This is a genomic window from uncultured Tateyamaria sp. (assembly GCF_947494755.1).
GTDB lineage: Bacteria > Pseudomonadota > Alphaproteobacteria > Rhodobacterales > Rhodobacteraceae > Tateyamaria.
Window position 1 is genome coordinate 42121 of record NZ_CANLVZ010000018.1, and the last position, 19949, is coordinate 62069.

The window sequence follows — 19949 nt, forward strand, 5'->3', positions numbered from 1 at the left end:
CAGCGTAGGACATGGCGGAACTGTTGACCAGCCGTCACGACAAAATGGGAGGATGCGCGATGGCGTTCGAAAAAGTGGCCCTGCTCGGGACCGGGTTGATGGGCTTTCCGATGGCGCGCAACCTTGCGCGGGCGGGGGTGCCGGTGACGGTGTGGAATCGCACGCGCGCCAAGGCGGACCCGCTGGCCGAGGTCGGCGCGCAGGTGGCCGATACCATCCCTCAGGCCGTCGCGGACGCCGATGTCATCATCACGATGATGAGCGACGGGCCAACTGTCTTGTCCGTCGTCAATGACGTTGCCGAAGGGCTGACACGGGGGGCGCTCTGGATCGACATGTCCTCTACCAAACCCGGTGAGGCGCGCGCGCAGGCCGATGCGCTGGCGAAGGTCGGTGTGACCCATCTGGATGCGCCGGTGTCCGGTGGCACAAAGGGGGCCGAGGGCGCGTCGCTCGCCATCATGGTCGGCGGGGGGGCGGATGAATTTGCCCGCGCCACGCCAATCCTCGAAGTGATGGGACGCCCCGTGCATGTGGGCCCGTCCGGCACCGGGCAACTCTCCAAACTGTGCAATCAGACCATCGTGGCTGTGACCATCGGGGCAGTGGCCGAGGCGATGTTGCTGGCTGAGGAAGGTGGCGCGGACCCGGCGGCGTTGCGCGCGGCGCTGAAAGGCGGGTTCGCCGACAGCACCATCCTGCAACAGCATGGCGAACGCATGACAACCGGAAATTTCGAACCTGGCGGACTCTCGAAATTCCAGCTCAAGGATCTGGATAACGTTCTGGCCGAAGCCGAATCGGTCGACCTGTCCCTGCCCATGACCCAAGGGGTGCGCGATCGCTTCGCTCATTTCGTTGAGGATATGGATGGGGCGGACAAGGACCATTCTGGCCTTTATCTTGAGTTGCGTGCGCGCAACGGGATGGTCGCATGAAACGGGTTCTCATCCTTGGCGGCGGCGGCATGGTCGGGCAGAAGCTGGCACATCGGCTGGAAGATGACGACGACATCGCGCTGACCTTGCACGACATCGCTTTCCCCGAAGGTGGTGCGGGGACTGACCGGCGCATCGGCGACCTTTCGGTGGCTGCCGAAGGCGCTGCACTGGCGGCGGAGCGGTTCGACACGATCTACTTCCTCGCCTCCATCGTGTCGGGGCAAGCGGAAACCGATTTCGATCTGGGCTGGCAGACGAACCTTTGGCCAATGTGGCATTTCCTTGAGGCCTTGCGCGCGCAGCACCGTGCCAGCGGTGGGGACTACGTGCCGCGCCTCATCTTCACCTCGTCCATTGCGGTGTTCGGTGGGCCGTACCCCGAAAAGATCACGGACGAGTTTCTGCAATCTCCCCAAACCAGCTATGGCGCGCAAAAGGCGGCTTGCGAGTTGCTGGTGCAGGACTTTTCCCGCAAGGGGTTCATCGACGGGATGTCGCTGCGCCTGCCTACGATCTGCGTGCGGCCGGGTAAGGCGAACCTTGCCGCCTCGTCGTTCTTTTCCGGGATCATCCGCGAGCCGCTGAATGGCCAAGAGGCGGTATTGCCGGTCCCTGATACGGTACGGCACTGGCACGCCTCGCCCCGGTCTGCCGCCGGGTTCCTGGCCCATGCGGCCAGACTGGATACGGACCGGCTGGACGGGCGGCGCGCACTGAACCTGCCAGGGATCAGTTGTACCGTGGCCGAGCAAATCGAGGCGCTGCGGGACGTCGCGGGGAACAATGTGGTTGCGCTGATCAAATCCAAGCCGGACCCGGCCATCGCGAAGATCGTGCAAGGCTGGCCGCGCGATTTCCAACCCGACCGGGCGACGTCCCTGGGCTTCAAGGCCGAAGGGTCGTTCCGCGAAATCGTGGATGTCTATATCGAAGAGGATTTGCAGCGATGACGAGGAGCGTTATTGCGGTGGGGTTCATCACCGCGACAAGTGGGATCGCACTGGCCCATTCCGGGGTCAAGAATGCCGCCGTCATGCAGCGCATGATGGGGATGAGCGGGATCAGCGAGAACATGAAGGTCATCGGCGATATGGCCAAGGGGCAGATCCCGTTTGATGGTGATGCCGCGCGCGCCGCAGCACTTGCGATTGCCGGATACGCCGCGCAGACGCCGAAGTTGTTCACCGCTTTCGAGATGGACCCAAAGTCCGAGGCCAAGCCGGAGATTTGGGACAATTTCAGCGATTTTATGGCCAAGTCGATGCACATGGAAACGGTCGCCACCGACCTCTCTGCATCCATCCAAGAGCCCCAAGACCTCGGCCCGGCTGTCGCGGCTTTGGGCGAGACCTGCCGGGCGTGTCACAAGGCCTACCGCGAATAGGTATCGCGGTTCAGGCCGGTTCACGCTCCACGTCCGCCATCAGATGACGCGCAAGATGGTCATGGATTTTATGGCGGGTCAGTGCCTCGTCCCCGGCCATGGCCGCATCCAGAATCTGCTGATGCTGCCGGATGTTTTCCGAAATGAAGTCAAATGCGCGGTCCTCGATCATCAACTGCTGGCGGAACCGGCAATAGACTTGATGATGCGTATCGCGCAGCGCATCAGACCCGCAAGCCGAGATCAGCGTTTCGTGGAATTGCCGTTCGGCATCAAACCAGAGATCGATGAAGGGGGCGGTATCCTGCGCGCTTTGCAGGCGCATTTCGAGGTGGCTGAGTTGGTGATGCGCGGCTGTCAGGCGGGCTTCCCACGCGACGCCGCCGCGGCGGATCGACATGGCGGTGCCTTCGGCCTCAAGCAAGACACGTAGATGGGTCAATTCGTGGATCAGGGCGCGCGATTGCTCGGGGACCCGGAACCCCCGCTGTTCCCGAAATTCGACCAGACCAATGGTGGACAGTCGGAACAGGACCTCGCGAATGGTGCTGGCAGAGCACCCGAACTCAATGCGCAGATGCTCGGCGCGGACTTTTTGCCCATGCTCGAATCCGTTGGTCATCAAGCGATGACGCAGAGCGTTGTAGATGTCGGTGTCATAGGACATTGGGCAGGCCACTTGATGCGGAAAGTGGCTCAACCTTAGGACACGAAATTCCGAAATTCCATCAAAATCTCGAAATTTAGGCGAATTTCATTTTTTTGTTGTCGTGTGGAACATCTGCGCATAGCCTTCCTCTACAGCGCGCCAATCGTAGCACAAGACCTCGACCGCGCGCGTGCCAACATGTCTGGGAGGAAAACATGACATTCTTAAAGAAGGCGGCATCCGTCGCCGCCGCTGCAACACTTGCGGCATCCGGTGCGATGGCGGACGGCCACGCCACGAAACTTCGGGTTCAAACGCACTACGCCCCTGAATCCAACTCGGGTCAGCTGATCCAGACCTTTATGGACAACATCGCGACCATGTCCGACGGGTCGCTGGAATTGGAAATGTTCTGGTCGTCATCGGTCGTTAAATCAGTCGAAGGGTTCGACGCCGCGGCAAGCGGTATTCTGGATTGCGAGATGCACGGCGGCGGTTATCAGACCGGCAAGAACCCCGCATTCCAGTTCGTCGGCGACATCATGGGCGGCTACGCGACACCCTACCAGCAGCTGTCGTGGTTGTATTATGGTGGTGGCCTTGATGCGGCCCAAGAGCTCTACAACAAGTACGACATGGAGCTGATCGGCTGGTGGGTCTATGGTCAGGAAAGCTTTGCCTCGACACGTCCCATCGGTGGTCTCGAAGACCTTAAGGATTGGAAGTTCCGTTCGCCCCCCGGCATGGAAACGGTGATCTTCGAAAAGCTCGGCGCCTCGCCCATCGTCATGGACTTCACCGAGATCTTCACCGCTCTGGAGACGGGTATCATCGACGGCGCGGATGCGTCGGGCCTTGCCAACAACGTGGGTCTGGGTCTGTACGATATCGCCAAACATGCCAACTATCCTGGCTTCCACTCGATGCCGTCGGACCACCTGACCTGCAACAAAGCCGTGTTTGATGGCCTTTCGGAGTCGCATCAGCGTATCCTTCGTGTCGGTATGGAAAGCCTGGCCTTGCGCACTGCTTTGCAGACAGAGGTCGCCAACACCGAAGCGCTTGCGCAGCTCAAGGAGCAGGGTGTGACAATCCACACGTGGTCCGATGAGGATCTGAAAGTGTTCCGCGAAGCGGCCCAGTCGGCATGGACCGAATACGCGACGACGCCCGAGGCGGTTGCCTTGGTGGAAAGCCACAGCGCTTACCTGCGTCAACTCGGGTTGCTGGACTAAATCAATCAGTATCGAGGGCGGCGTGACCGCCCTTGATCGCCCGACTGTGCCAGCACCACCGCGGCGCGGTCACTTCAAGCCAGAACATGGGGGATTTCATGATGGAGTTGCGCTCAGGCTCTATGGTCGAGTGGCTTGTACCATTGGCGTTCATTTTATGCGCTGGATGGGTCACATGGCACGCACCTGCCTTCATCCTGGATTTCAATCCTCCTGCTGATGCATCGCAGTTTGATAAACTGTCCGCACTGTTCAAACGCAACGACGTCACCGCTGAGATGAGCGGGCTATTTGGTGGTTTTGCAGATATTATCGACTGGCTCGCGCTCATCGGAATACCGCTCACCGCCTATCTAGGAATGCGCACCGTGCGTCGCGCCGGTATGGAATTTGAAAGCTGGAGACCTGCCGACCGCCTGGCTGTTTTTATTGGCCGCGTCACCATGATGCTGATTGTGCTTTTGACGGGCGTCATGCTGTACGAAGTGCTGCTGCGCTACGTTTTCGAGGCCCCGACACTTTGGGCCAATGAAATGTCACTGTGGCTTGCCGGCTTCGTGTTCCTGTGTTCGGGCCTCTACGCGATGCAGCAACGCAGCCACATCCGCATCGTCCTGCTTTACGACGCCGTGCCGAGATGGGTGCAGCGCGTGTTCGACACGATCTCGACCACGCTGATCGTGCTGTTTGCATTTTTCCTTGTCTATGGCGGCTACGGTGAGGCCTTCGCCAAATTCTACCGATGGGAAACATTCGGCACGGCCTTCGACCCACCCATTCCCGCCACTATGAAGCCGATGGTGTTGTTCATCGTCTCGCTCGTGGCGCTGCAGGCCGTCGTCAACCTGATCTCGGACTGGAACAAGGAAGAGGTCCACTATGGTGGCGAAGACCTCGACGAAGAAGAAATCGAGCGCATCAAGGCGCAAGTGGCAGGGAAGTAATCCATGGACGTCGGAACCATCTCACTTGTCCTGATGCTGGGGCTGATCCTCCTACTGGCCATCGGGATGCCGCTTGGCTTTGCCTCGGCCTTCATGGCCGTGGTCGTGCTGGTCATGAAGTTCGAACCGGCCTTACTGCTGAACCCGACCCTGTGGGGTGACGGAATTCTGACTGGGCGGCCGGGCACGGGCCCGCTCAATATCCTGCCCCAACGCATATACGGGGATGTCCTAACCAGTTACGTCCTCATATCCATTCCGTTATTCATCTTCATGGCCGCCCTGCTCGAACGCTCGGGCATCGCCAAGGAGATGTACACGTCGCTCAATGTCTGGCTGAACCGCACCCGTGGCGGGATCGCCATCGTGACGTCGATCATGGCTGTGATCATGGCCGCGATGTCGGGGATCATCGGCGGCGAAGTCGTTCTGCTGGGCCTGATCGCGCTGCCGCAGATGCTGCGACTCGGCTACAATCAGAACCTCGCCATCGGGGTGATCTGTGCATCCGGCTCGCTTGGCACCATGATCCCGCCGTCCATCGTTCTGATCATCTACGGGCTGATCACGGAAACCTCGATCAAGGCGCTGTTCACAGCCGCCTTCATTCCGGGGTTCATGCTGGCCTCGTTCATCATCATCTACATCATCATCCGCACGACGCTGAAACCCGAGGACGCGCCCCTGCCCGAAGAGCGGATCGCCAAACGGCTCGGAGAGCTTGATGCGATCACGGACAAGACGCAGTCCGAACAGGCTGAGCACAGCGCATTGATGGCCGAAAAGGCAGACCTCGAATCCCAACCGAGAGGCCGCGAGAAATGGGCGCTGTTCGGTGCCTTCATGAACGTCGTTGTGGCCGGGTTCACCGCTGCCCTGTTCGTGCGGGCAGCATTCTTTGAATATTCGGGGTCCAACGCTGCCAATACGGGCGATGCAGCGTTCTGGGGCACGGCGGAGTATATCGGCATTTTTGCGGGCATGTTCGCGGTCTGCATGGTGCTGGCCTTCTTTGCCTTCGGACGCGGGCGCACCGCGACCGGCTGGGCCATGGGCAAGGGCCTCGTGCCGCCCATGGTGGTCATCGGCGTCGTGCTGGGGTCGATCTATGGCGGGATCACGGGCATCACCGAAGCTGCTGGCATGGGCGCCATGGCGGTCTTCGTGATCGCGTTGCTGCGCGGCGAAGCGTCGGTGGAACTGGTATGGGATTCGCTGATGCGGACCCTCAAGTCGACAGGCACCATTGTGTGGGTAACCATCGGGGCGACTGCCCTTGCCGGAGCTTATACCATCGCGGGCGGTCCTACTTACGTGGCGGACTTCATTGTCGGGTCAGAGTTGCCCACGATGCTGGTCATCGCGCTGATGATGCTGATCCTGCTGTTCATGGGCGCCTTCATGGACTGGGTCGGTATCGTGTTGCTGATCATCCCCGTCTTTTTGCCCATCGTCCAGAAACTGCCCATTGACGAGATCGGGATGTTCGGTGAGTTGGACCCGCGCCACGTGGCGATCTGGTTCGGGGTGGTGTTCTGCATGAACATGCAGGTCAGCTTCCTGTCTCCACCCTTCGGGCCAGCGGCCTTTTACCTCAAGTCCGTAGCCCCGCCGCACATCAGCCTGACGGATATCTTCAAAGGATTCCTGCCCTTCATCGGCATCCAGTTGCTCGCATTGTCGGTGCTGCTGATCTATCCGCCGATCATCTCGATCCTGTTATAAAGCGCGGGCAATGGAGTTTATCCGCCTTGATCCCACTGACACGGTTGTCACCGCAACCCGCGCCTTGCAGGTCGGGGTCACAATTGAGGGTGCAGAGACCCGCGCGCTGATCCCATCGGGGCACAAGATCGCGACGGTCGATATGGCCAAGGGCGTGCCCGTGTGCAAATACGCGCAGGTGATCGGTTATGCGGCGCAGGACATCGCCGCGGGCGACCATGTCCACACCCACAACGTCGAATTTCGCGCGACCGACGTTGAGTACGAATTCGGCAGCAACCTGCGCCCGGTAGCTGAGGCGACGGGCGACACGTTCATGGGCTATCGGCGCGAGAATGGATCGGTTGGCACGCGCAACTACATCGCCATCGTCACATCGGTGAACTGTTCTGCAACGGCGGCGCGCATGATCGCCGCCCATTTCACACGCGACATCATGGCCGACTATCCCAACGTGGACGGCGTCGTCGCTTTTGTGCATGGCACGGGCTGTGGCATGGCCGATTCCGGGGACGGGTTCGAGGCGTTGCAGCGCGTCATGTGGGGCTATGCCCGCCATCCCAACCACGCAGGGGTGCTGATGGTCGGCTTGGGCTGCGAGATGAACCAGATCGACTGGCTGCTTGACGCCTGGGGGCTCAAACAGGGGCCGCTGTTTCAGACGATGAACATCCAGTCGGTTGCCGGATTGCGCAAGACGGTTGAAAAGGGGATCGAGAAGGTCGCCGCCATGCTGCCGCTTGCTGATCAGGCGGTGCGGACACAGTGCCCGGCATCGGAGTTGAAAGTGGCCTTGCAATGCGGCGGGTCGGACGCGTGGTCGGGCATCACCGCAAATCCCGCGTTGGGCTACGCCACCGACCTGTTGGTCGCTCAAGGTGGCACTGGAGTCTTGGCCGAAACACCCGAGATTTACGGGGCGGAGCATCTGCTGACGGCAAGGGCAGCGGATCGCGAGACGGGCGAGCGTCTGCTCGGGCTGATCCACTGGTGGGAGGATTACACCAAGCGCAACAACGGCTCGATGGACAACAATCCAAGTCCGGGGAACAAGGCGGGCGGGCTGACCACGATCCTCGAAAAATCGCTTGGGGCGGCCGCCAAGGGGGGCACGACGCCGCTGACCGGGGTCTACAAATACGCGGAAGTCGTGCGGGCGCGTGGCTTCACATTCATGGACAGCCCCGGCTATGACCCGGCCAGCGTGACCGGCCAGATCGCGGGCGGTTGCAACCTCGTGTGCTTCACCACGGGGCGCGGCTCGGCCTTTGGGTCCAAGCCCGCGCCGACGATCAAAGTGGCGACGAACACCGACATGTACACCCGCATGACCGAAGACATGGACGTGAACGCGGGCGCGATGCTGAGCGATGGGGTGTCGCTCGAAGAGAAAGGGCGCGAGATCTACGAGATGTTCCTGCGCGTCGCATCCGGAGAGCAGACCAAATCCGAAGCGCAAGGCCTGGGCGACTACGAATTTGTCCCATGGCAGATCGGAGCGGTGATGTGATGGAATGCCTGAGTGCTGCGCAGAAAGACCACTTCGAAGCCCGCGGTTACCTGCTGCTGGAGAACCGCATCCCACCCGAGTGGCTGACCAAAATCCGCGATGAAATCACCCGGTTCGAGGCGGAGGCCGCCACCATGACGGCCAGCAATGATCGCCTTGACCTTGAAGACAGCCACACGGCTGAAAACCCGCGCCTGCGGAGGATCAAGCTGCCCCACACCATTTCGGATGTGATGCGCGAGTTGATGTATTCCGACCATGTGCTTGCGCCCGCGCGTGACCTGATCGGACCGAATCTGCGGCTGCACACCACCAAGCTGAACATGAAATCCGCAGGCTATGGCGCGGCGGTCGAATGGCATCAGGACTATGCGTTCTATCCCCATACCAATGACGACATCCTAGCGATCGGAATTTGCATCGATGACATGGCACCCGAGAACGGGCCGCTCATGGTCTATCCCGGCTCGCACAAGGGGCCGGTGTATGACCACCATGTCGATGGGGTCTTTGCGGGCGCGATGCTGCCCGACGAGAACGGCCTGAACCCTGAGGACGCAGTGCAACTGACCGGGCCCGCCGGGTCGGTCAGCATCCATCACGGGCGGATCGTGCATGGCTCCGCACTTAACACGTCGGACCGATCCAGGCGCATTTTGTTCTATGAAATGATGGCGGCGGACGCCTTTCCGATCATGGGCAGCATGACAAAATGGGACGGGATCGCGGACTACGATTCGCGGATGTTGTGCGGCGAGCCGACGCTGACCCCGCGCCTGAAAGACATCCCGATCCGTATCCCGCAACCGCAGCCGGATGTGCCGATCTCGATCTATGAAATCCAGAAGGGGCTGAAGACACGCGCCTTCGACACCATTCCCGCACAGGAGGAAACGACATGAGCAAACCCACAATCGGTTTCATCGGCCTGGGCCTGATGGGCGGTGCAATGGTTGGGCGGCTGCAGGATCAGGGTTATGACCTGACGGTGATTGCGAACCGGACCCGGACTTATGTGGATCGCGCGGTTGAGCGTGGCGCAAAAGAGGCGATGACCGCCAAAGATGTCGCCGCCGCCAGCGATATCGTCATGCTGTGCATGGACACGTCGGACAATGTCGAGGCACGGATGCGCGGCGATGATGGCGTGATTGCGGGACTGAAACCGGGTGCAGTTGTGATTGATTTCGGCACGTCACTGCCCGGCTCTACGCGCGCTTTGGGGGAGGAGGTCGCCGCTACCGGTGGCCATTTCCTCGACGCTCCCTTGGGCCGCACGCCGTCCCACGCGGTCGATGGATTGCTCAACATCATGTGCGCGGGCGATGCGGATGCGTTTGCCAAGGTGCGCCCGGTTCTGGACGATCTGGGCGAAAACGTCTTTCACCTCGGCGCGCTTGGGTCTGGGCACACAATCAAGCTGATCAACAATTTCTTCGGCATGACTGTGGCCAACGCCATGGCCGAAGCCTTTGCGATGGCGGACGTGGCCGGAGTGCCGCGCAAGGACCTTTACGACGTGATGGCCGCCGGGCCGCTCAAGTCCGGCATGATGGATTTCGTCAAAGGCTACGGCGTGGATGGCGACCCGAACCAGTTGGCCTTTGCGATCAAGAACGCGGCCAAGGATGTCGGATACTATGCGCAGATGGCATCGGATGCAGGGGTGGAGTCGGTCATGTCCAGATGCGCCCTTGGCGCGTTGCAGGATGCGCGCGACAATGGGCGGGCTGACGATATGGTGTCGCAGATGGTCGACTATTACGCGGACCGCTTCAAAGGGTAGATCATGGCCATCGCGGCGCAAGCCCAACAGGATCGCGCCGCGCTCGGGATCGTCATGACCCTCGGGGCCTATGTGTTCTTTGCGGTCATCGACACATCCGTGAAATGGCTGGTGCTGGCAGGGCTGCCCGCGTTTCAACTGGCGTTCATGCGCTACGCGCCGCATTTCATCATCTCGACGCTGATGGTGCTGCGGCAGGGGGCAAACCTGTCGAGCTTTCAGACCGCCCATCCGGGCCTGGTGTTGCTGCGGGCGGTGCTGCTGGCCTCGGCTACGTTGTTCAACTTCATCGCGCTCAACTACCTCAGCCTCACCATCACCGGTTCAATCATGTTTTCGACGCCGATCATCGTCTGCGCGCTGTCCTGGCCGCTATTGGGCGAGCGGGTAGGACCGTGGCGCTGGTTCGCGATCATCCTCGGGTTCATGGGCGTGCTCGTGGTGATCCGCCCCTTTGATGCGGCGTTCAACTGGGTGGCCCTGCTGTCGGTCTATAACGCCTTCGCGCTGGCGTTCTATTCGATCATCACACGCAAGATTTCGGGCGTGGTGGCGGCAGAGACGATGCAGTTCTACATGGGCGCGACGGGCGCGATCCTGCTGGCTCCGTTCGCGTGGTGGGTCTGGGTGCCACCTGCCACATCGCTGCAATGGGGGTTGATGATCGGCCTGGGCATCTGGGGCTGGGCCGGGCACGAGATTTTTTCGCGCGCGCATGCCTTTGCGCCAGCCAACACGCTGATGCCCTACACCTACAGCTTCCTTCTTTATCTGGCGCTGACCAGCTACATTGTGTTCAATGACATTCCGGACAGGTGGACGGTACTGGGTGCGGGGATCATTGTGGTCTCTGGCCTGATCATCTGGCGGCGCACAGCGAAAAGGGGCACCCTATGAGAATCGCAGCGATTGGCGAGGCGATGATCGAATTGAGCCTTGCCGGAGATACCGCAGGGGTCGGAGTCGCGGGTGATACGCTCAACACCGCGATCTATCTGAAACGGACCGCACCGGATGTACAGGTCGACTATATCACCCGTCTTGGCACTGACGCATTTTCAGATCGGATTGCGGATTTCATTGCGGCCCAAGGGGTCGGTACGAAATACATCACGCGTGATCCGGAGGGGACGCCCGGGCTTTATGCCATAACGACGGATGATGCGGGCGAGCGGTCGTTCACCTATTGGCGCGACAGTGCGGCGGCGCGGCTGACATTCATGACCGACATTGGCCCTGATTTTAATGCATTGGCACGCTATGACGTGATCTACCTCTCCGGGATCACCCTTGCGATCCTGCCCGCCGCAACGCGCACTGGTTTGATGCGCTGGCTTCAGGCTTTTCGCAATTCGGGCGGGCGGGTTTGCTATGACAGCAACTACCGCCCCAACCTATGGCTTGATCGGGACTCGGCCCAACTGGCCAATGACGCGATGTGGGCGCTGACCGATATCGCGTTGCCGTCGATCGATGATGAGCAGATGCTAACGGGCGAAACACCCGAACAGATCGCACGCCGCTTTCTGAATATGGGGCGCACGGGTGCTTTGAAACGAGGACCATCGGGGCCGCTCTGTCTCAAGACCGGACAAAGCTACACCTTTCCCGAGGCTGAAACAGTCGTGGATACGACCGCCGCCGGCGACAGTTTCAATGGCGGCTATCTGGGTGCCTTGCTGAGTGGGTCGACACAGGCACCCGCCTTGCGCAAAGGGCACGATCTGGCGATCAAGGTGATCGGCTGCAAAGGGGCGATCATCCCCGCCTAGGATGCGCCGATCAGGGCGCGCAACGCGCCTTTAGCATCACTGGCGCGGCAGGCCAGCGCAATCTGGTCGGCCATCGGATCATCAAGCGTGCGCCCCGCTGCGACCTCTGCCTGAACAAAACCGATCCACGCGGCCACCGCCGCTTCAAGTGCAGGACTGTCGGATGTCCGCGCGGCCAAGCTCGCCAGAATGCGGATGGGCAGTTTCTGGCTGCCATCCATCGCGATCTGGCGCAGGCGGTGATGCAGGCTCGGGTTGTCAAAGCGCGCAATCAGGTCGTCCGAATATTGTGCGGCCTGCAGCTGTACCTCTGCCGGTAGAGTCTGTGCCGCTTCGGCCATAAGGGCCTGCGTCGTGGCACGCAGGTCCGGGTCGGCGACCGCTTCGTGAACATAGGTGTGTCCACGCAAGGTGCCCGCATAGGCGAGGTAAGAGTGCGCGCCGTTCAGCATCCGCAACTTGCGCATCTCATACGGGGCCACGTCATCGACCCATTGCACCCCCGGCCAATCGGGGCGTGCGGCGGCAAAGTGATCCTCAACCACCCATTCGCTGAAGGCTTCGGTCGGCACGGCCATGAGATCAGACGCCTCGGCCCGGGTGGTGTCGGTTGTTGCAGGGGTGATCCGGTCCACCATGCTGGCGGGAAAGGTGACGTTGATCGTGATGTCGATTCCTGCGGCACTGGCAAAGTCGTGGACGGCGCGGGCGAGCTTTGATCCATTTTCGGGCAGGTTATCGCAAGACAGGACGGTCACAGGATCGCGACGCTGCGCAAGACCACGCACCAATGCGCCGACAGGGGTGAGCGGCCCACCGGCCAGATCAGCGGACACGGCGGGGTGGCTCAGGTCCAGTCGACCGTCCGGTGTCAGGTGATAGCCCTTTTCGCTGACGGTCAGAGTGATCACCTGAACATCGCCGTCCGCCACCGCATCTATCACCGCTTGGGGACCCTCTGGCGCGACCAGCATGTGATCCAGCACCGTGATGCGCTTGATCGCCGTCCCATGCGCGTCCTTGATCAGCAACGCATAGTCATACCCTTGGTCCGCCAGACCGTCGCGCACATCGGCTGAGCGAAAGCTGACGCCGGTGATCCGCCAGCCCGGCGTGTCCTGGGTATAGGCGGCCTGATGGGCACGAAAGAAATTGCCAACGCCGAAATGTAGAATACGCGGCATGATCAGCCCAACCGATAGGTGTCACGGGCGAGGTCGGTCGCCAGAAGTTGTGCGATTTCGGCAGCGGTGCCCGCGCTGAAATACCCCCGCTCGACCTGCGCCGCCAAGTGTAGCGCCACCCCGCGCCGCCACAGATCGTGACGGGCCGGGATCGACAAAAAGGCGCGGGTGTCGTCATTGAACCCCGCGAGGTTCCAGTAGCCTGCCGTTTCCACCACCGCATCGAAATACCGTGCGATCCCGTTGGCGCTGTCGTGGAACCACCACGGCGGGCCGATGCGCAGGCACGGCCAATGACCTGCCATGGGTGCCAATTCGCGCGCGTATGTCGTCTCATCCAGCGTGAACAGGATCAGGGTCAGGCCACTGTCATTGCCCACCCGGTTGAGCAGCGGCTCAAGCCCACGCACCCAATCGACAGCGATCGGAATATCCGCGCCCATGTCGCGGCCAAACCGATCCAGAACGGCGGTGTTGGTGTTGCGCCGACTGCCTGCGTGCACCTGCATGACCAATCCATCCTCGACCGACATCTGCGCCATTTCGATCAACATGTGCCCGTAGAACGGTTTGGCTTGCGCAGTGTCCCCCTGCAAGAGCTGTGCGTAGATCCGCGCGGGATCGTCCAGCCACACCGTTTGAGGTTGCTCGATGGCATGATCCGTCGCCGTCGCCCCCATCGCTTTGAAGGCCCCGCGACGTTGGCGCAGCGCCTCAAGAAATCCCTGAAAGCTGCCAGTGTCCGTACCTGTCATGTCACCCAAAGCCGCCACAGCATCGCGCCAGCCCGGCATGGTCGGGTCGAGCACTGCATCGGGGCGAAAGGTTGGCAGAATACGGCCCTGCCACGTGCTGTTGCGGACGGTTTCGTGGTGGCTCAGATCGTCAAGGGCGGCGTCGGTTGTCGCCAGCGCCTCAATGCCAAAGCGATCAAACAAGGCTCGGGGGCGGTTGCTGGGATCGTTGAGCCAGGTGGAGATATGATCGTAGAGCGTGTCGGCGGTATCGGGGCCCAAATCCAAGTCGCAGCCAAGCGTCTCACGCAGCACATACTCGATCCAAAGCCGACTTGGGGTCCCCTGAAACAGATGCCAGTGCGCCGCAAACAGCCGAAAGATCGCGCGCGGATCACGCTGATCGGCAGGCACACCCACGCCCAGGTCAGCCATGGAGGTCCCTTGCGAATAAAGCATCCGAAACACGTAGTGATCCGGGATGACCAGCAGCGCGGCGGGGTCCTCGAACGGGGCATCATTGGCGAACCATGCCGGGTCACAATGGCCGTGGGGCGATACAATGGGTGCATCCCGCACCTCATCATAGATCCGTTGCGCAAGCCCTGATAGGTGCAGCACCATCTGCCAGTCTCCCCTTTTTGCGCAGCCTAGCACGAATGCCCCTTGGCGCATGTGCTAAATGCCGCCAATCTGGGCTGCGGAGGACGTCGATGAAGGTTTTGCTGATCGGGATGGGGATGGTCGCGCAGACGCACGTATTGGCGTTGCGGGACAACACTGAGGGGCTGACGCTGGCCGGGGTTTTGGGGCGAGATATTGGCCGTACGCAGGCGTTTTGTGCGCAGGCCGAGGGCACGCTCGGGTACACCGTGTCGGCCTATGGCTCGACCGAGGACGCGTTGCAGGACGCACCCGATATGGCGATCCTGATCACGCCGCCAAATGTCCGGGCGGGCTATGCCAATGCCCTCAGCACGGCAGGTGTCCCCACATTGATGGAAAAGCCGGTCGAACGCACGCTGGAGGCCGCCAAAGAAATTGTGGCGATCTACGCGCGGGCGGAAGTGCCGTTGGGTTTATGCTTCCAATTGAGGACGCGGGCTGCGGTTCAAACTCTGAAATCGAAAATCATCAGCGGTACGCTTGGCGAGATTATCCACGTCGATATGCGTGTGCCGTGGTGGCGTGACCAGACCTATTATGATGCGCCGGGGCGGGGCACCTATGCGCGAGACGGAGGTGGCGTGATGATCAATCAGGCCATCCATACCCTTGACCTCGGGTTGTGGCTGGCGGGGCCTGTCACCCATCTTCAGGCGCATATGCAAACCAGCCCGCTGCACCGGATGGAAGGAGAGGATATCGCCACGGCCCTTCTCACATTCGCCTCAGGCGCGTCGGGTGTGTTGAGCGCGGCCACAACGGCTTTTCCCGGCACAGCCGAGACGATCACACTGACCACAACCAAAGCGCAAGTCACCCTACAGGGCGATCATCTGCGCATTCATTGGCACGACGGACGCGAGGACGCGACAGCGCCCGACACGGGGGCCACAGGCGGGGGCGCGGACCCGATGGCGTTTACCCATGGCTGGCATCAGGCACTGATCGAGGATTTCGCAGATGCGGTGCGCCGCAATCGCGCGCCTCTCGCCCCGCCGTCAGAGGCGCTGCATGTCCATGCCGTTATCGACGCTATGGAACGGGCCAGCCGCAGCCACGCGCGGGTCGAGGTGATCCGATGACACTCGCCTTTGTCGCGCTAGGACTGGATCACCGCCACATCTATGGCATGACGGAAAACATGGCGCGGATCGGGGGCAAGTGTCTTGGGTATTGGACGCAAGGCGATCCCCAACCGCTTGCCGGATACGTCGAACGTTTCCCGGATTTGCACCGGTTCGACACGCTTGAGGCCGCACTGGGCGCGGGGGCTGATCTGGCGCTGATTTCAGCCATTCCGGCGGACCGCGCCGCACTTTCTATACGCGCGATGCAAACCGGTCATGATGTCATGACCGACAAGCCGGGATGTACGACGCTCAGCCAGCTTGACCAGATCAAAGCGGCGGTAGCTGAGACCGGGCGCATCTGGTCGATCAATTTCTCCGAACGGTTCGAGGTGCCCTGCGTCACGCTTGCGGATCAACTGGTGCAGGATGGGGCGATTGGAGAGGTGGTTCACACCACTGGGCTTGGGCCGCACAGGCTCAACCGCCCCACCCGCCCCGATTGGTTCTTTGATCGCGAGAGATACGGTGGCGTGTTGGTGGATATCGGGTCGCATCAGATCGACCAATTTCTGTACTTCACCCGGTCAGAAACCGCCCAGATTACTATGGCGCATGCCGCAAACCACGCCAATCCAGCGGATGCGGGTCTGCAGGACTTTGGAGAGATTGCGCTGCGCTCAGCCACTGCCTCGGGCTATATCCGGGTGGATTGGTACACGCCGGATGCGCTGCCGAATTGGGGTGACGGGCGGCTGACTCTGTTGGGGACCAAAGGTTATATCGAATTGCGCAAATACGTGGATGTCGGTGGGCGGGCCGGGACGGACAGCCTCGTGCTTGTGACCGACAACAGGTGCGAGGTGATTGATGCACGTGATGCCGGTTTGCCCTATTTCGAACGGCTGGCGCACGATATTGCCCACCGGACCGAGACCGCGATGACGCAGACCCATTGCTTTACCGTGATGGAGCTTGCGCTGCATGCGCAAGCCTTGGCCGAGGCGGGTGCGGCATGATCCGCGTTGCGATCTTGGGCGGCGGGATTGGGGCCCAGCATCTTGAGGCCTACCAAGCGCTACCGGGGTTCAACGTCACCCATCTGGTGGATCAGGATCCAGACCGGCGCGCCGCCTTGTGCGATGATAGCATCGTGGCCCTTGCGGATGTGGATCAGGCGATCTCTGCTGATGTGGACCTGATTGATATCTGCCTGCCGCCGCACTTGCATGTGCCCGTCGCGCTCAGTGCGCTTGCCGCCGGAAAACACGTGATATGCGAGAAACCCCTTGCGACATCGATGGCGCATATCGATGCCCTGCGTGACGCGATGGAGCGGTCCGAGCGGCATATCTTCCCAGTGTTCCAATACCGCTTTGGGCCAGCGTTCGATCAGCTGCGCGCCTTGAAGGATGCAGGGCTGACGGGGGCACCGCGTGCGGCGTCCCTTGAGACGCATTGGAACCGGGGAACGGATTATTACGACGTGCCGTGGCGCGGCACATGGGCGGGCGAGCAGGGGGGCGCGGTGCTGGGTCATGCGATCCATGCGCATGATTTACTCTCTCATTTCATGGCACAGATCACTCGCGTAACAGCCCGGCTGAATACGATTGTAAATCCGATTGAGACCGAAGACTCCGCGGCGCTCATATTCGAGTTGGACGGTGGTGCGCTGGCGACAAGCTCGGTCACACTGGGGCATGCGCAGGACGAAACACGGCTGCGGTTCGTCTACGAACATTTGACCGCAACCTCGGATACGAACCCGTATGCGCCGGGACAGGGGGCATGGACGTTCACCGCACGCGATCTGTCAAAGCAGGCGCAGATCGATGCCGTCGTTTCGGCGACCCCAACGGGGCCCGCAGGGTTCGCCGGCTTTCTGAGTGAGGTTCAAAAATCGCTGAGCGATCAACCCAACACCTCCGTGCGTTTTGAGGACGGGTCTGCCTCGATCGCCTTGGTTACAGCGATCTACGCGTCGCATCGCAGCGGCGCTCCTGTGACCCTGCCGCTCGATCCCGATCACCCTTTGCACACAGGATGGCAGCCATGATCGAGTGTTGGCGCTGGTTTGGTCCGGACGACCCCACGCAACTGTCCGATCTGCCTCAGGTTGGGGCAACCGGGGTTGTCACCGCGCTGCACAGCTTTGTCCCCGGGGTGCCGTGGCCCGCAGATGCCATCGCGGCGCGCAAGGCAATAATAGAACGCGCTGGCCTGACGTGGGAGGTGGTTGAAAGCCTGCCGGTGTCGGAGGCCATCAAGACCCAAGGCTCCGACATGGCCGACCATCTGAGCCACTACAAATCCAGCATGCGCGCACTGGCCGATCACGGCGTGCGCACGATCTGTTACAACTTCATGCCAATCCTCGATTGGACCCGCACCCAGACCCGCGCGCCGCAACCCCATGGGGGCACTGCGATGTTGTTCGATCTGGCCGTTTTTGCGGCGTTTGACTTGCATATCCTCAAACGGGATGGAGCCGTGGATGACTACAACGTCGCGGTGCAAGAGGCTGCCAAGTCCGCGTTCAAAACCATGGATGACGCCACCAAGGCCAAGCTGACCCACACGGTCATCGCCGGTTTGCCGGGCGCAAATGACGGCTGGACGCTGGAGGATGTGCGCGCGCGCTTGGCAAGCTATGCCGGAATATCAGCGGCCCGACTGCGTCAGAACCTGATCGACTTTCTGGGTGAGGTGGCACCATTGGCCGAGACCCTTGGGCTGCGGTTATGCTGCCACCCTGATGATCCGCCATTTGCCCTTTTGGGATTGCCTCGGGTCATGTCCTCGACCAATGACTACGAGGTCGCGCTTAATGCGGTGGACACGGTCGCGAATGGCGCGACGCTGTGCACGGGCTCGCTTGGTGTAGCTCGTCAGTTCGACGTGGTGGATTTCGTGACCCGCCTGGGCCCCCGCATCCACTTCGCACACTTGCGCAACACCAAACGGTTGCCCTCGCCCGACCCGGATCGCCCCGGCTTTTTCGAAGCGGCCCACCTTGAAGGTGACACCGATATGGTCGCTGCGTTGGGCGCGTTGATGAAGGAGGAGGCGCGTCGAGGAGCGGAAGGGCGTGACGATCATGCGATCCCGATGCGCCCTGATCACGGTCAGGAACTCCTCGACGATCGGGGCCGCGACAGCCTGCCCGGCTATCCGTTGATCGGTCGGATGCGTGGTCTGGCCGAATTGCGAGGGGTCATGGCCGCCCTCAAGGGGGATATCGCATGATCCGCATTGGAGTGGCAGGGATCGGACTGATCGGCAAACAGCATATCGCGGCGATTGAACGTACGCCGGGCGTGACCTTGTCGGCAGTATTTGATCCGGGCGTGGAGGACAGCCCCTGGCCCGAAGCCGACACGCTTGGCGATCTGGCGTCGATGTCGGATGGGGTTGTTCTTGCCGTGCCAAACGCGCTGCACGCGACGCTGGCTAAAACGCTGATCGATGCGCATTGCCCCATGCTTATCGAAAAGCCGTTGACAAGCACGGCTGCCGAAGGAGCGGAACTTGTTGCGGCGGCGGGTGAGGTTCCGATCCTTGTGGGGCATCATCGCCGGCACAACCCGCTGATCGCCAAAGCCAAAGAGATTATCGCATCAGGGCAACTTGGGACGCTCACGACCCTGCATGGGCAATGCTGGCTCCCAAAACCGGATCACTATTTTGCCGCAGAATGGCGGCAGGGCGCGGGCGCGGGGCCACTCTTTATCAATCTGATCCATGATGTCGATGTCCTGATGCACCTGTGCGGGCCTATCACCGCGGTTCAGGCCTTTGAAAGCAATGGGGTGCGTGGCAAGAACGCCGAAGAGGTCAGCGTGGCGATTGTCAAATTCGCATCCGGTATGTTGGGCACGTTGAACCTGTCGGATGTCGCCCTTGGTCCATGGAGTTGGGAACTGACGGCGGGCGAAAATCCGGCCTATCCCAAGACGGACCAGTCCAGCTATGTGATCGGCGGCACGCATGGGTCGCTCGCGCTGCCCAACCTGACCGTGTGGGCCCAAGAGGGCGGGCCCGACTGGTGGGCCCCTATCACGCAGACCCGCGTGCCATTGCCCCTGGCCGATGCATTGTCGGCCCAGATTTCCCATTTTGCCGACGTGATCACGGGTCGGGCGCAACCGCTTGTGAGTGCGGCGGACGGATTGCGCGCGGTGCAGGCCATTGAGGCGATCAAAACGGCCGCGCAGACGGGAAAAGTGGTCGAGCTGGGGTGAGATCTGCAGCGTTGTGCATCACGAGTTGGTGAGCAATAGCCGCGCGGTTTTGCGCACGTATCTGACATCCCATGGCATGCTTTTTGACATCAAGGCGGCGTTGAACCA

19 protein-coding genes are annotated in these 19949 nt (G+C 61.2%); 16 read left to right on the forward strand and 3 right to left on the reverse strand.

Annotation, left to right across the window (positions count from 1 at the left end; translation table 11 throughout):
* Positions 1 to 44 precede the first annotated feature (44 nt).
* From Q0908_RS17970 to Q0908_RS17980, 3 genes are read left to right on the forward strand one after another with little or no spacing between them, the layout of a single operon-like run.
* Entirely contained in the window at positions 45 to 938 is an 894-nt protein-coding gene (locus tag Q0908_RS17970; protein ID WP_299287951.1) for an NAD(P)-dependent oxidoreductase, read from the forward strand.
* Positions 935 to 1891, forward strand: coding sequence for a D-erythronate dehydrogenase (gene denD, locus Q0908_RS17975; RefSeq protein WP_299287847.1), 957 nt, complete (start codon positions 935 to 937; stop codon positions 1889 to 1891). Before Q0908_RS17970 ends, denD begins: the two co-directional genes overlap by 4 nt.
* Entirely contained in the window at positions 1888 to 2325 is a 438-nt protein-coding gene (locus Q0908_RS17980) for a cytochrome c (RefSeq protein WP_299287850.1), read from the forward strand. Before denD ends, Q0908_RS17980 begins: the two co-directional genes overlap by 4 nt.
* 10 nt (positions 2326 to 2335) lie before the next feature.
* Here Q0908_RS17980 and Q0908_RS17985 read toward each other — a convergent pair whose 3' ends face one another.
* Positions 2336 to 2992, reverse strand: coding sequence for a GntR family transcriptional regulator (locus Q0908_RS17985; protein ID WP_299287853.1), 657 nt, complete (start codon positions 2990 to 2992; stop codon positions 2336 to 2338).
* A 197-nt stretch (positions 2993 to 3189) separates the two neighbouring features.
* On the opposite strand from Q0908_RS17985, the gene Q0908_RS17990 reads away from it, so the two are divergent.
* The 8 genes from Q0908_RS17990 to Q0908_RS18025 all read left to right on the forward strand — a co-directional run bounded on the left by Q0908_RS17990 (position 3190) and on the right by Q0908_RS18025 (position 11946).
* Entirely contained in the window at positions 3190 to 4209 is a 1020-nt protein-coding gene (locus Q0908_RS17990; RefSeq protein WP_299287856.1) for a TRAP transporter substrate-binding protein, read from the forward strand.
* 98 nt (positions 4210 to 4307) lie between these two features.
* Complete coding sequence (locus Q0908_RS17995; RefSeq protein WP_299287859.1) at positions 4308 to 5153, forward strand: TRAP transporter small permease; 846 nt, start codon at positions 4308 to 4310, stop codon at positions 5151 to 5153.
* 3 nt (positions 5154 to 5156) lie between these two features.
* Positions 5157 to 6878: a TRAP transporter large permease subunit gene (locus tag Q0908_RS18000; protein WP_299287861.1), complete on the forward strand. Its 1722-nt coding sequence runs from the start codon at positions 5157 to 5159 to the stop codon at positions 6876 to 6878.
* A 10-nt stretch (positions 6879 to 6888) separates the two neighbouring features.
* Entirely contained in the window at positions 6889 to 8388 is a 1500-nt protein-coding gene (locus Q0908_RS18005; protein ID WP_299287863.1) for a UxaA family hydrolase, read from the forward strand.
* Positions 8364 to 9290 (forward strand): phytanoyl-CoA dioxygenase family protein, encoded by a 927-nt coding sequence (locus tag Q0908_RS18010; RefSeq protein ID WP_299287865.1) that lies wholly within the window; start codon positions 8364 to 8366, stop codon positions 9288 to 9290. Before Q0908_RS18005 ends, Q0908_RS18010 begins: the two co-directional genes overlap by 25 nt.
* The gene (locus Q0908_RS18015; RefSeq protein WP_299287867.1) at positions 9287 to 10174 is read left to right on the forward strand and encodes an NAD(P)-dependent oxidoreductase; all 888 of its coding nucleotides are present in this window, start codon (positions 9287 to 9289) and stop codon (positions 10172 to 10174) included. The genes Q0908_RS18010 and Q0908_RS18015 overlap by 4 nt, the downstream gene beginning before the upstream one ends.
* A gap of 3 nt (positions 10175 to 10177) precedes the next feature.
* Positions 10178 to 11071, forward strand: coding sequence for a DMT family transporter (locus Q0908_RS18020; RefSeq protein WP_299287870.1), 894 nt, complete (start codon positions 10178 to 10180; stop codon positions 11069 to 11071).
* Complete coding sequence (locus Q0908_RS18025; protein WP_299287873.1) at positions 11068 to 11946, forward strand: sugar kinase; 879 nt, start codon at positions 11068 to 11070, stop codon at positions 11944 to 11946. Before Q0908_RS18020 ends, Q0908_RS18025 begins: the two co-directional genes overlap by 4 nt.
* Here the strand turns inward: Q0908_RS18025 and Q0908_RS18030 are convergent.
* Together Q0908_RS18030 and uxaC are read right to left on the reverse strand one after the other, a co-directional pair.
* Positions 11943 to 13130, reverse strand: a complete 1188-nt coding sequence (locus Q0908_RS18030; RefSeq protein WP_299287876.1) for a mannitol dehydrogenase family protein — start codon at positions 13128 to 13130, stop codon at positions 11943 to 11945. The two genes, Q0908_RS18025 and Q0908_RS18030, sit on opposite strands and share 4 nt — an antisense overlap.
* Positions 13131 to 13132: 2 nt before the next feature.
* Positions 13133 to 14488: a glucuronate isomerase gene (gene uxaC, locus Q0908_RS18035; protein ID WP_299287879.1), complete on the reverse strand. Its 1356-nt coding sequence runs from the start codon at positions 14486 to 14488 to the stop codon at positions 13133 to 13135.
* Between the two features lie 89 nt (positions 14489 to 14577).
* Here uxaC and Q0908_RS18040 point away from each other — a divergent pair, with 89 nt between their 5' ends.
* The 5 genes from Q0908_RS18040 to Q0908_RS18060 are packed head-to-tail and all read left to right on the forward strand — an operon-like array spanning position 14578 to position 19841.
* Complete coding sequence (locus Q0908_RS18040; protein ID WP_299287882.1) at positions 14578 to 15612, forward strand: Gfo/Idh/MocA family oxidoreductase; 1035 nt, start codon at positions 14578 to 14580, stop codon at positions 15610 to 15612.
* Positions 15609 to 16616, forward strand: a complete 1008-nt coding sequence (locus tag Q0908_RS18045) for a Gfo/Idh/MocA family oxidoreductase (protein WP_299287885.1) — start codon at positions 15609 to 15611, stop codon at positions 16614 to 16616. Before Q0908_RS18040 ends, Q0908_RS18045 begins: the two co-directional genes overlap by 4 nt.
* The gene (locus tag Q0908_RS18050) at positions 16613 to 17656 is read left to right on the forward strand and encodes a Gfo/Idh/MocA family oxidoreductase (protein WP_299287888.1); all 1044 of its coding nucleotides are present in this window, start codon (positions 16613 to 16615) and stop codon (positions 17654 to 17656) included. The genes Q0908_RS18045 and Q0908_RS18050 overlap by 4 nt, the downstream gene beginning before the upstream one ends.
* Entirely contained in the window at positions 17653 to 18846 is a 1194-nt protein-coding gene (gene uxuA, locus Q0908_RS18055) for a mannonate dehydratase (protein ID WP_299287891.1), read from the forward strand. Before Q0908_RS18050 ends, uxuA begins: the two co-directional genes overlap by 4 nt.
* Complete coding sequence (locus Q0908_RS18060; protein ID WP_299287894.1) at positions 18843 to 19841, forward strand: Gfo/Idh/MocA family oxidoreductase; 999 nt, start codon at positions 18843 to 18845, stop codon at positions 19839 to 19841. Before uxuA ends, Q0908_RS18060 begins: the two co-directional genes overlap by 4 nt.
* Positions 19842 to 19949: the final 108 nt, after the last annotated feature.

Coding starts and splice junctions, on each gene's coding strand:
- Q0908_RS17970 (WP_299287951.1), top strand. CDS start 45: ATGGGAGGATGCGCGATGGCGTTCGAAAAAGTGGCCCTGCTCGGGACC.
- denD (WP_299287847.1), top strand. CDS start 935: ATGAAACGGGTTCTCATCCTTGGCGGCGGCGGCATGGTCGGGCAGAAG.
- Q0908_RS17980 (WP_299287850.1), top strand. CDS start 1,888: ATGACGAGGAGCGTTATTGCGGTGGGGTTCATCACCGCGACAAGTGGG.
- Q0908_RS17985 (WP_299287853.1), bottom strand. CDS start 2,992: ATGTCCTATGACACCGACATCTACAACGCTCTGCGTCATCGCTTGATG.
- Q0908_RS17990 (WP_299287856.1), top strand. CDS start 3,190: ATGACATTCTTAAAGAAGGCGGCATCCGTCGCCGCCGCTGCAACACTT.
- Q0908_RS17995 (WP_299287859.1), top strand. CDS start 4,308: ATGATGGAGTTGCGCTCAGGCTCTATGGTCGAGTGGCTTGTACCATTG.
- Q0908_RS18000 (WP_299287861.1), top strand. CDS start 5,157: ATGGACGTCGGAACCATCTCACTTGTCCTGATGCTGGGGCTGATCCTC.
- Q0908_RS18005 (WP_299287863.1), top strand. CDS start 6,889: ATGGAGTTTATCCGCCTTGATCCCACTGACACGGTTGTCACCGCAACC.
- Q0908_RS18010 (WP_299287865.1), top strand. CDS start 8,364: ATGGCAGATCGGAGCGGTGATGTGATGGAATGCCTGAGTGCTGCGCAG.
- Q0908_RS18015 (WP_299287867.1), top strand. CDS start 9,287: ATGAGCAAACCCACAATCGGTTTCATCGGCCTGGGCCTGATGGGCGGT.
- Q0908_RS18020 (WP_299287870.1), top strand. CDS start 10,178: ATGGCCATCGCGGCGCAAGCCCAACAGGATCGCGCCGCGCTCGGGATC.
- Q0908_RS18025 (WP_299287873.1), top strand. CDS start 11,068: ATGAGAATCGCAGCGATTGGCGAGGCGATGATCGAATTGAGCCTTGCC.
- Q0908_RS18030 (WP_299287876.1), bottom strand. CDS start 13,130: ATGCCGCGTATTCTACATTTCGGCGTTGGCAATTTCTTTCGTGCCCAT.
- uxaC (WP_299287879.1), bottom strand. CDS start 14,488: ATGGTGCTGCACCTATCAGGGCTTGCGCAACGGATCTATGATGAGGTG.
- Q0908_RS18040 (WP_299287882.1), top strand. CDS start 14,578: ATGAAGGTTTTGCTGATCGGGATGGGGATGGTCGCGCAGACGCACGTA.
- Q0908_RS18045 (WP_299287885.1), top strand. CDS start 15,609: ATGACACTCGCCTTTGTCGCGCTAGGACTGGATCACCGCCACATCTAT.
- Q0908_RS18050 (WP_299287888.1), top strand. CDS start 16,613: ATGATCCGCGTTGCGATCTTGGGCGGCGGGATTGGGGCCCAGCATCTT.
- uxuA (WP_299287891.1), top strand. CDS start 17,653: ATGATCGAGTGTTGGCGCTGGTTTGGTCCGGACGACCCCACGCAACTG.
- Q0908_RS18060 (WP_299287894.1), top strand. CDS start 18,843: ATGATCCGCATTGGAGTGGCAGGGATCGGACTGATCGGCAAACAGCAT.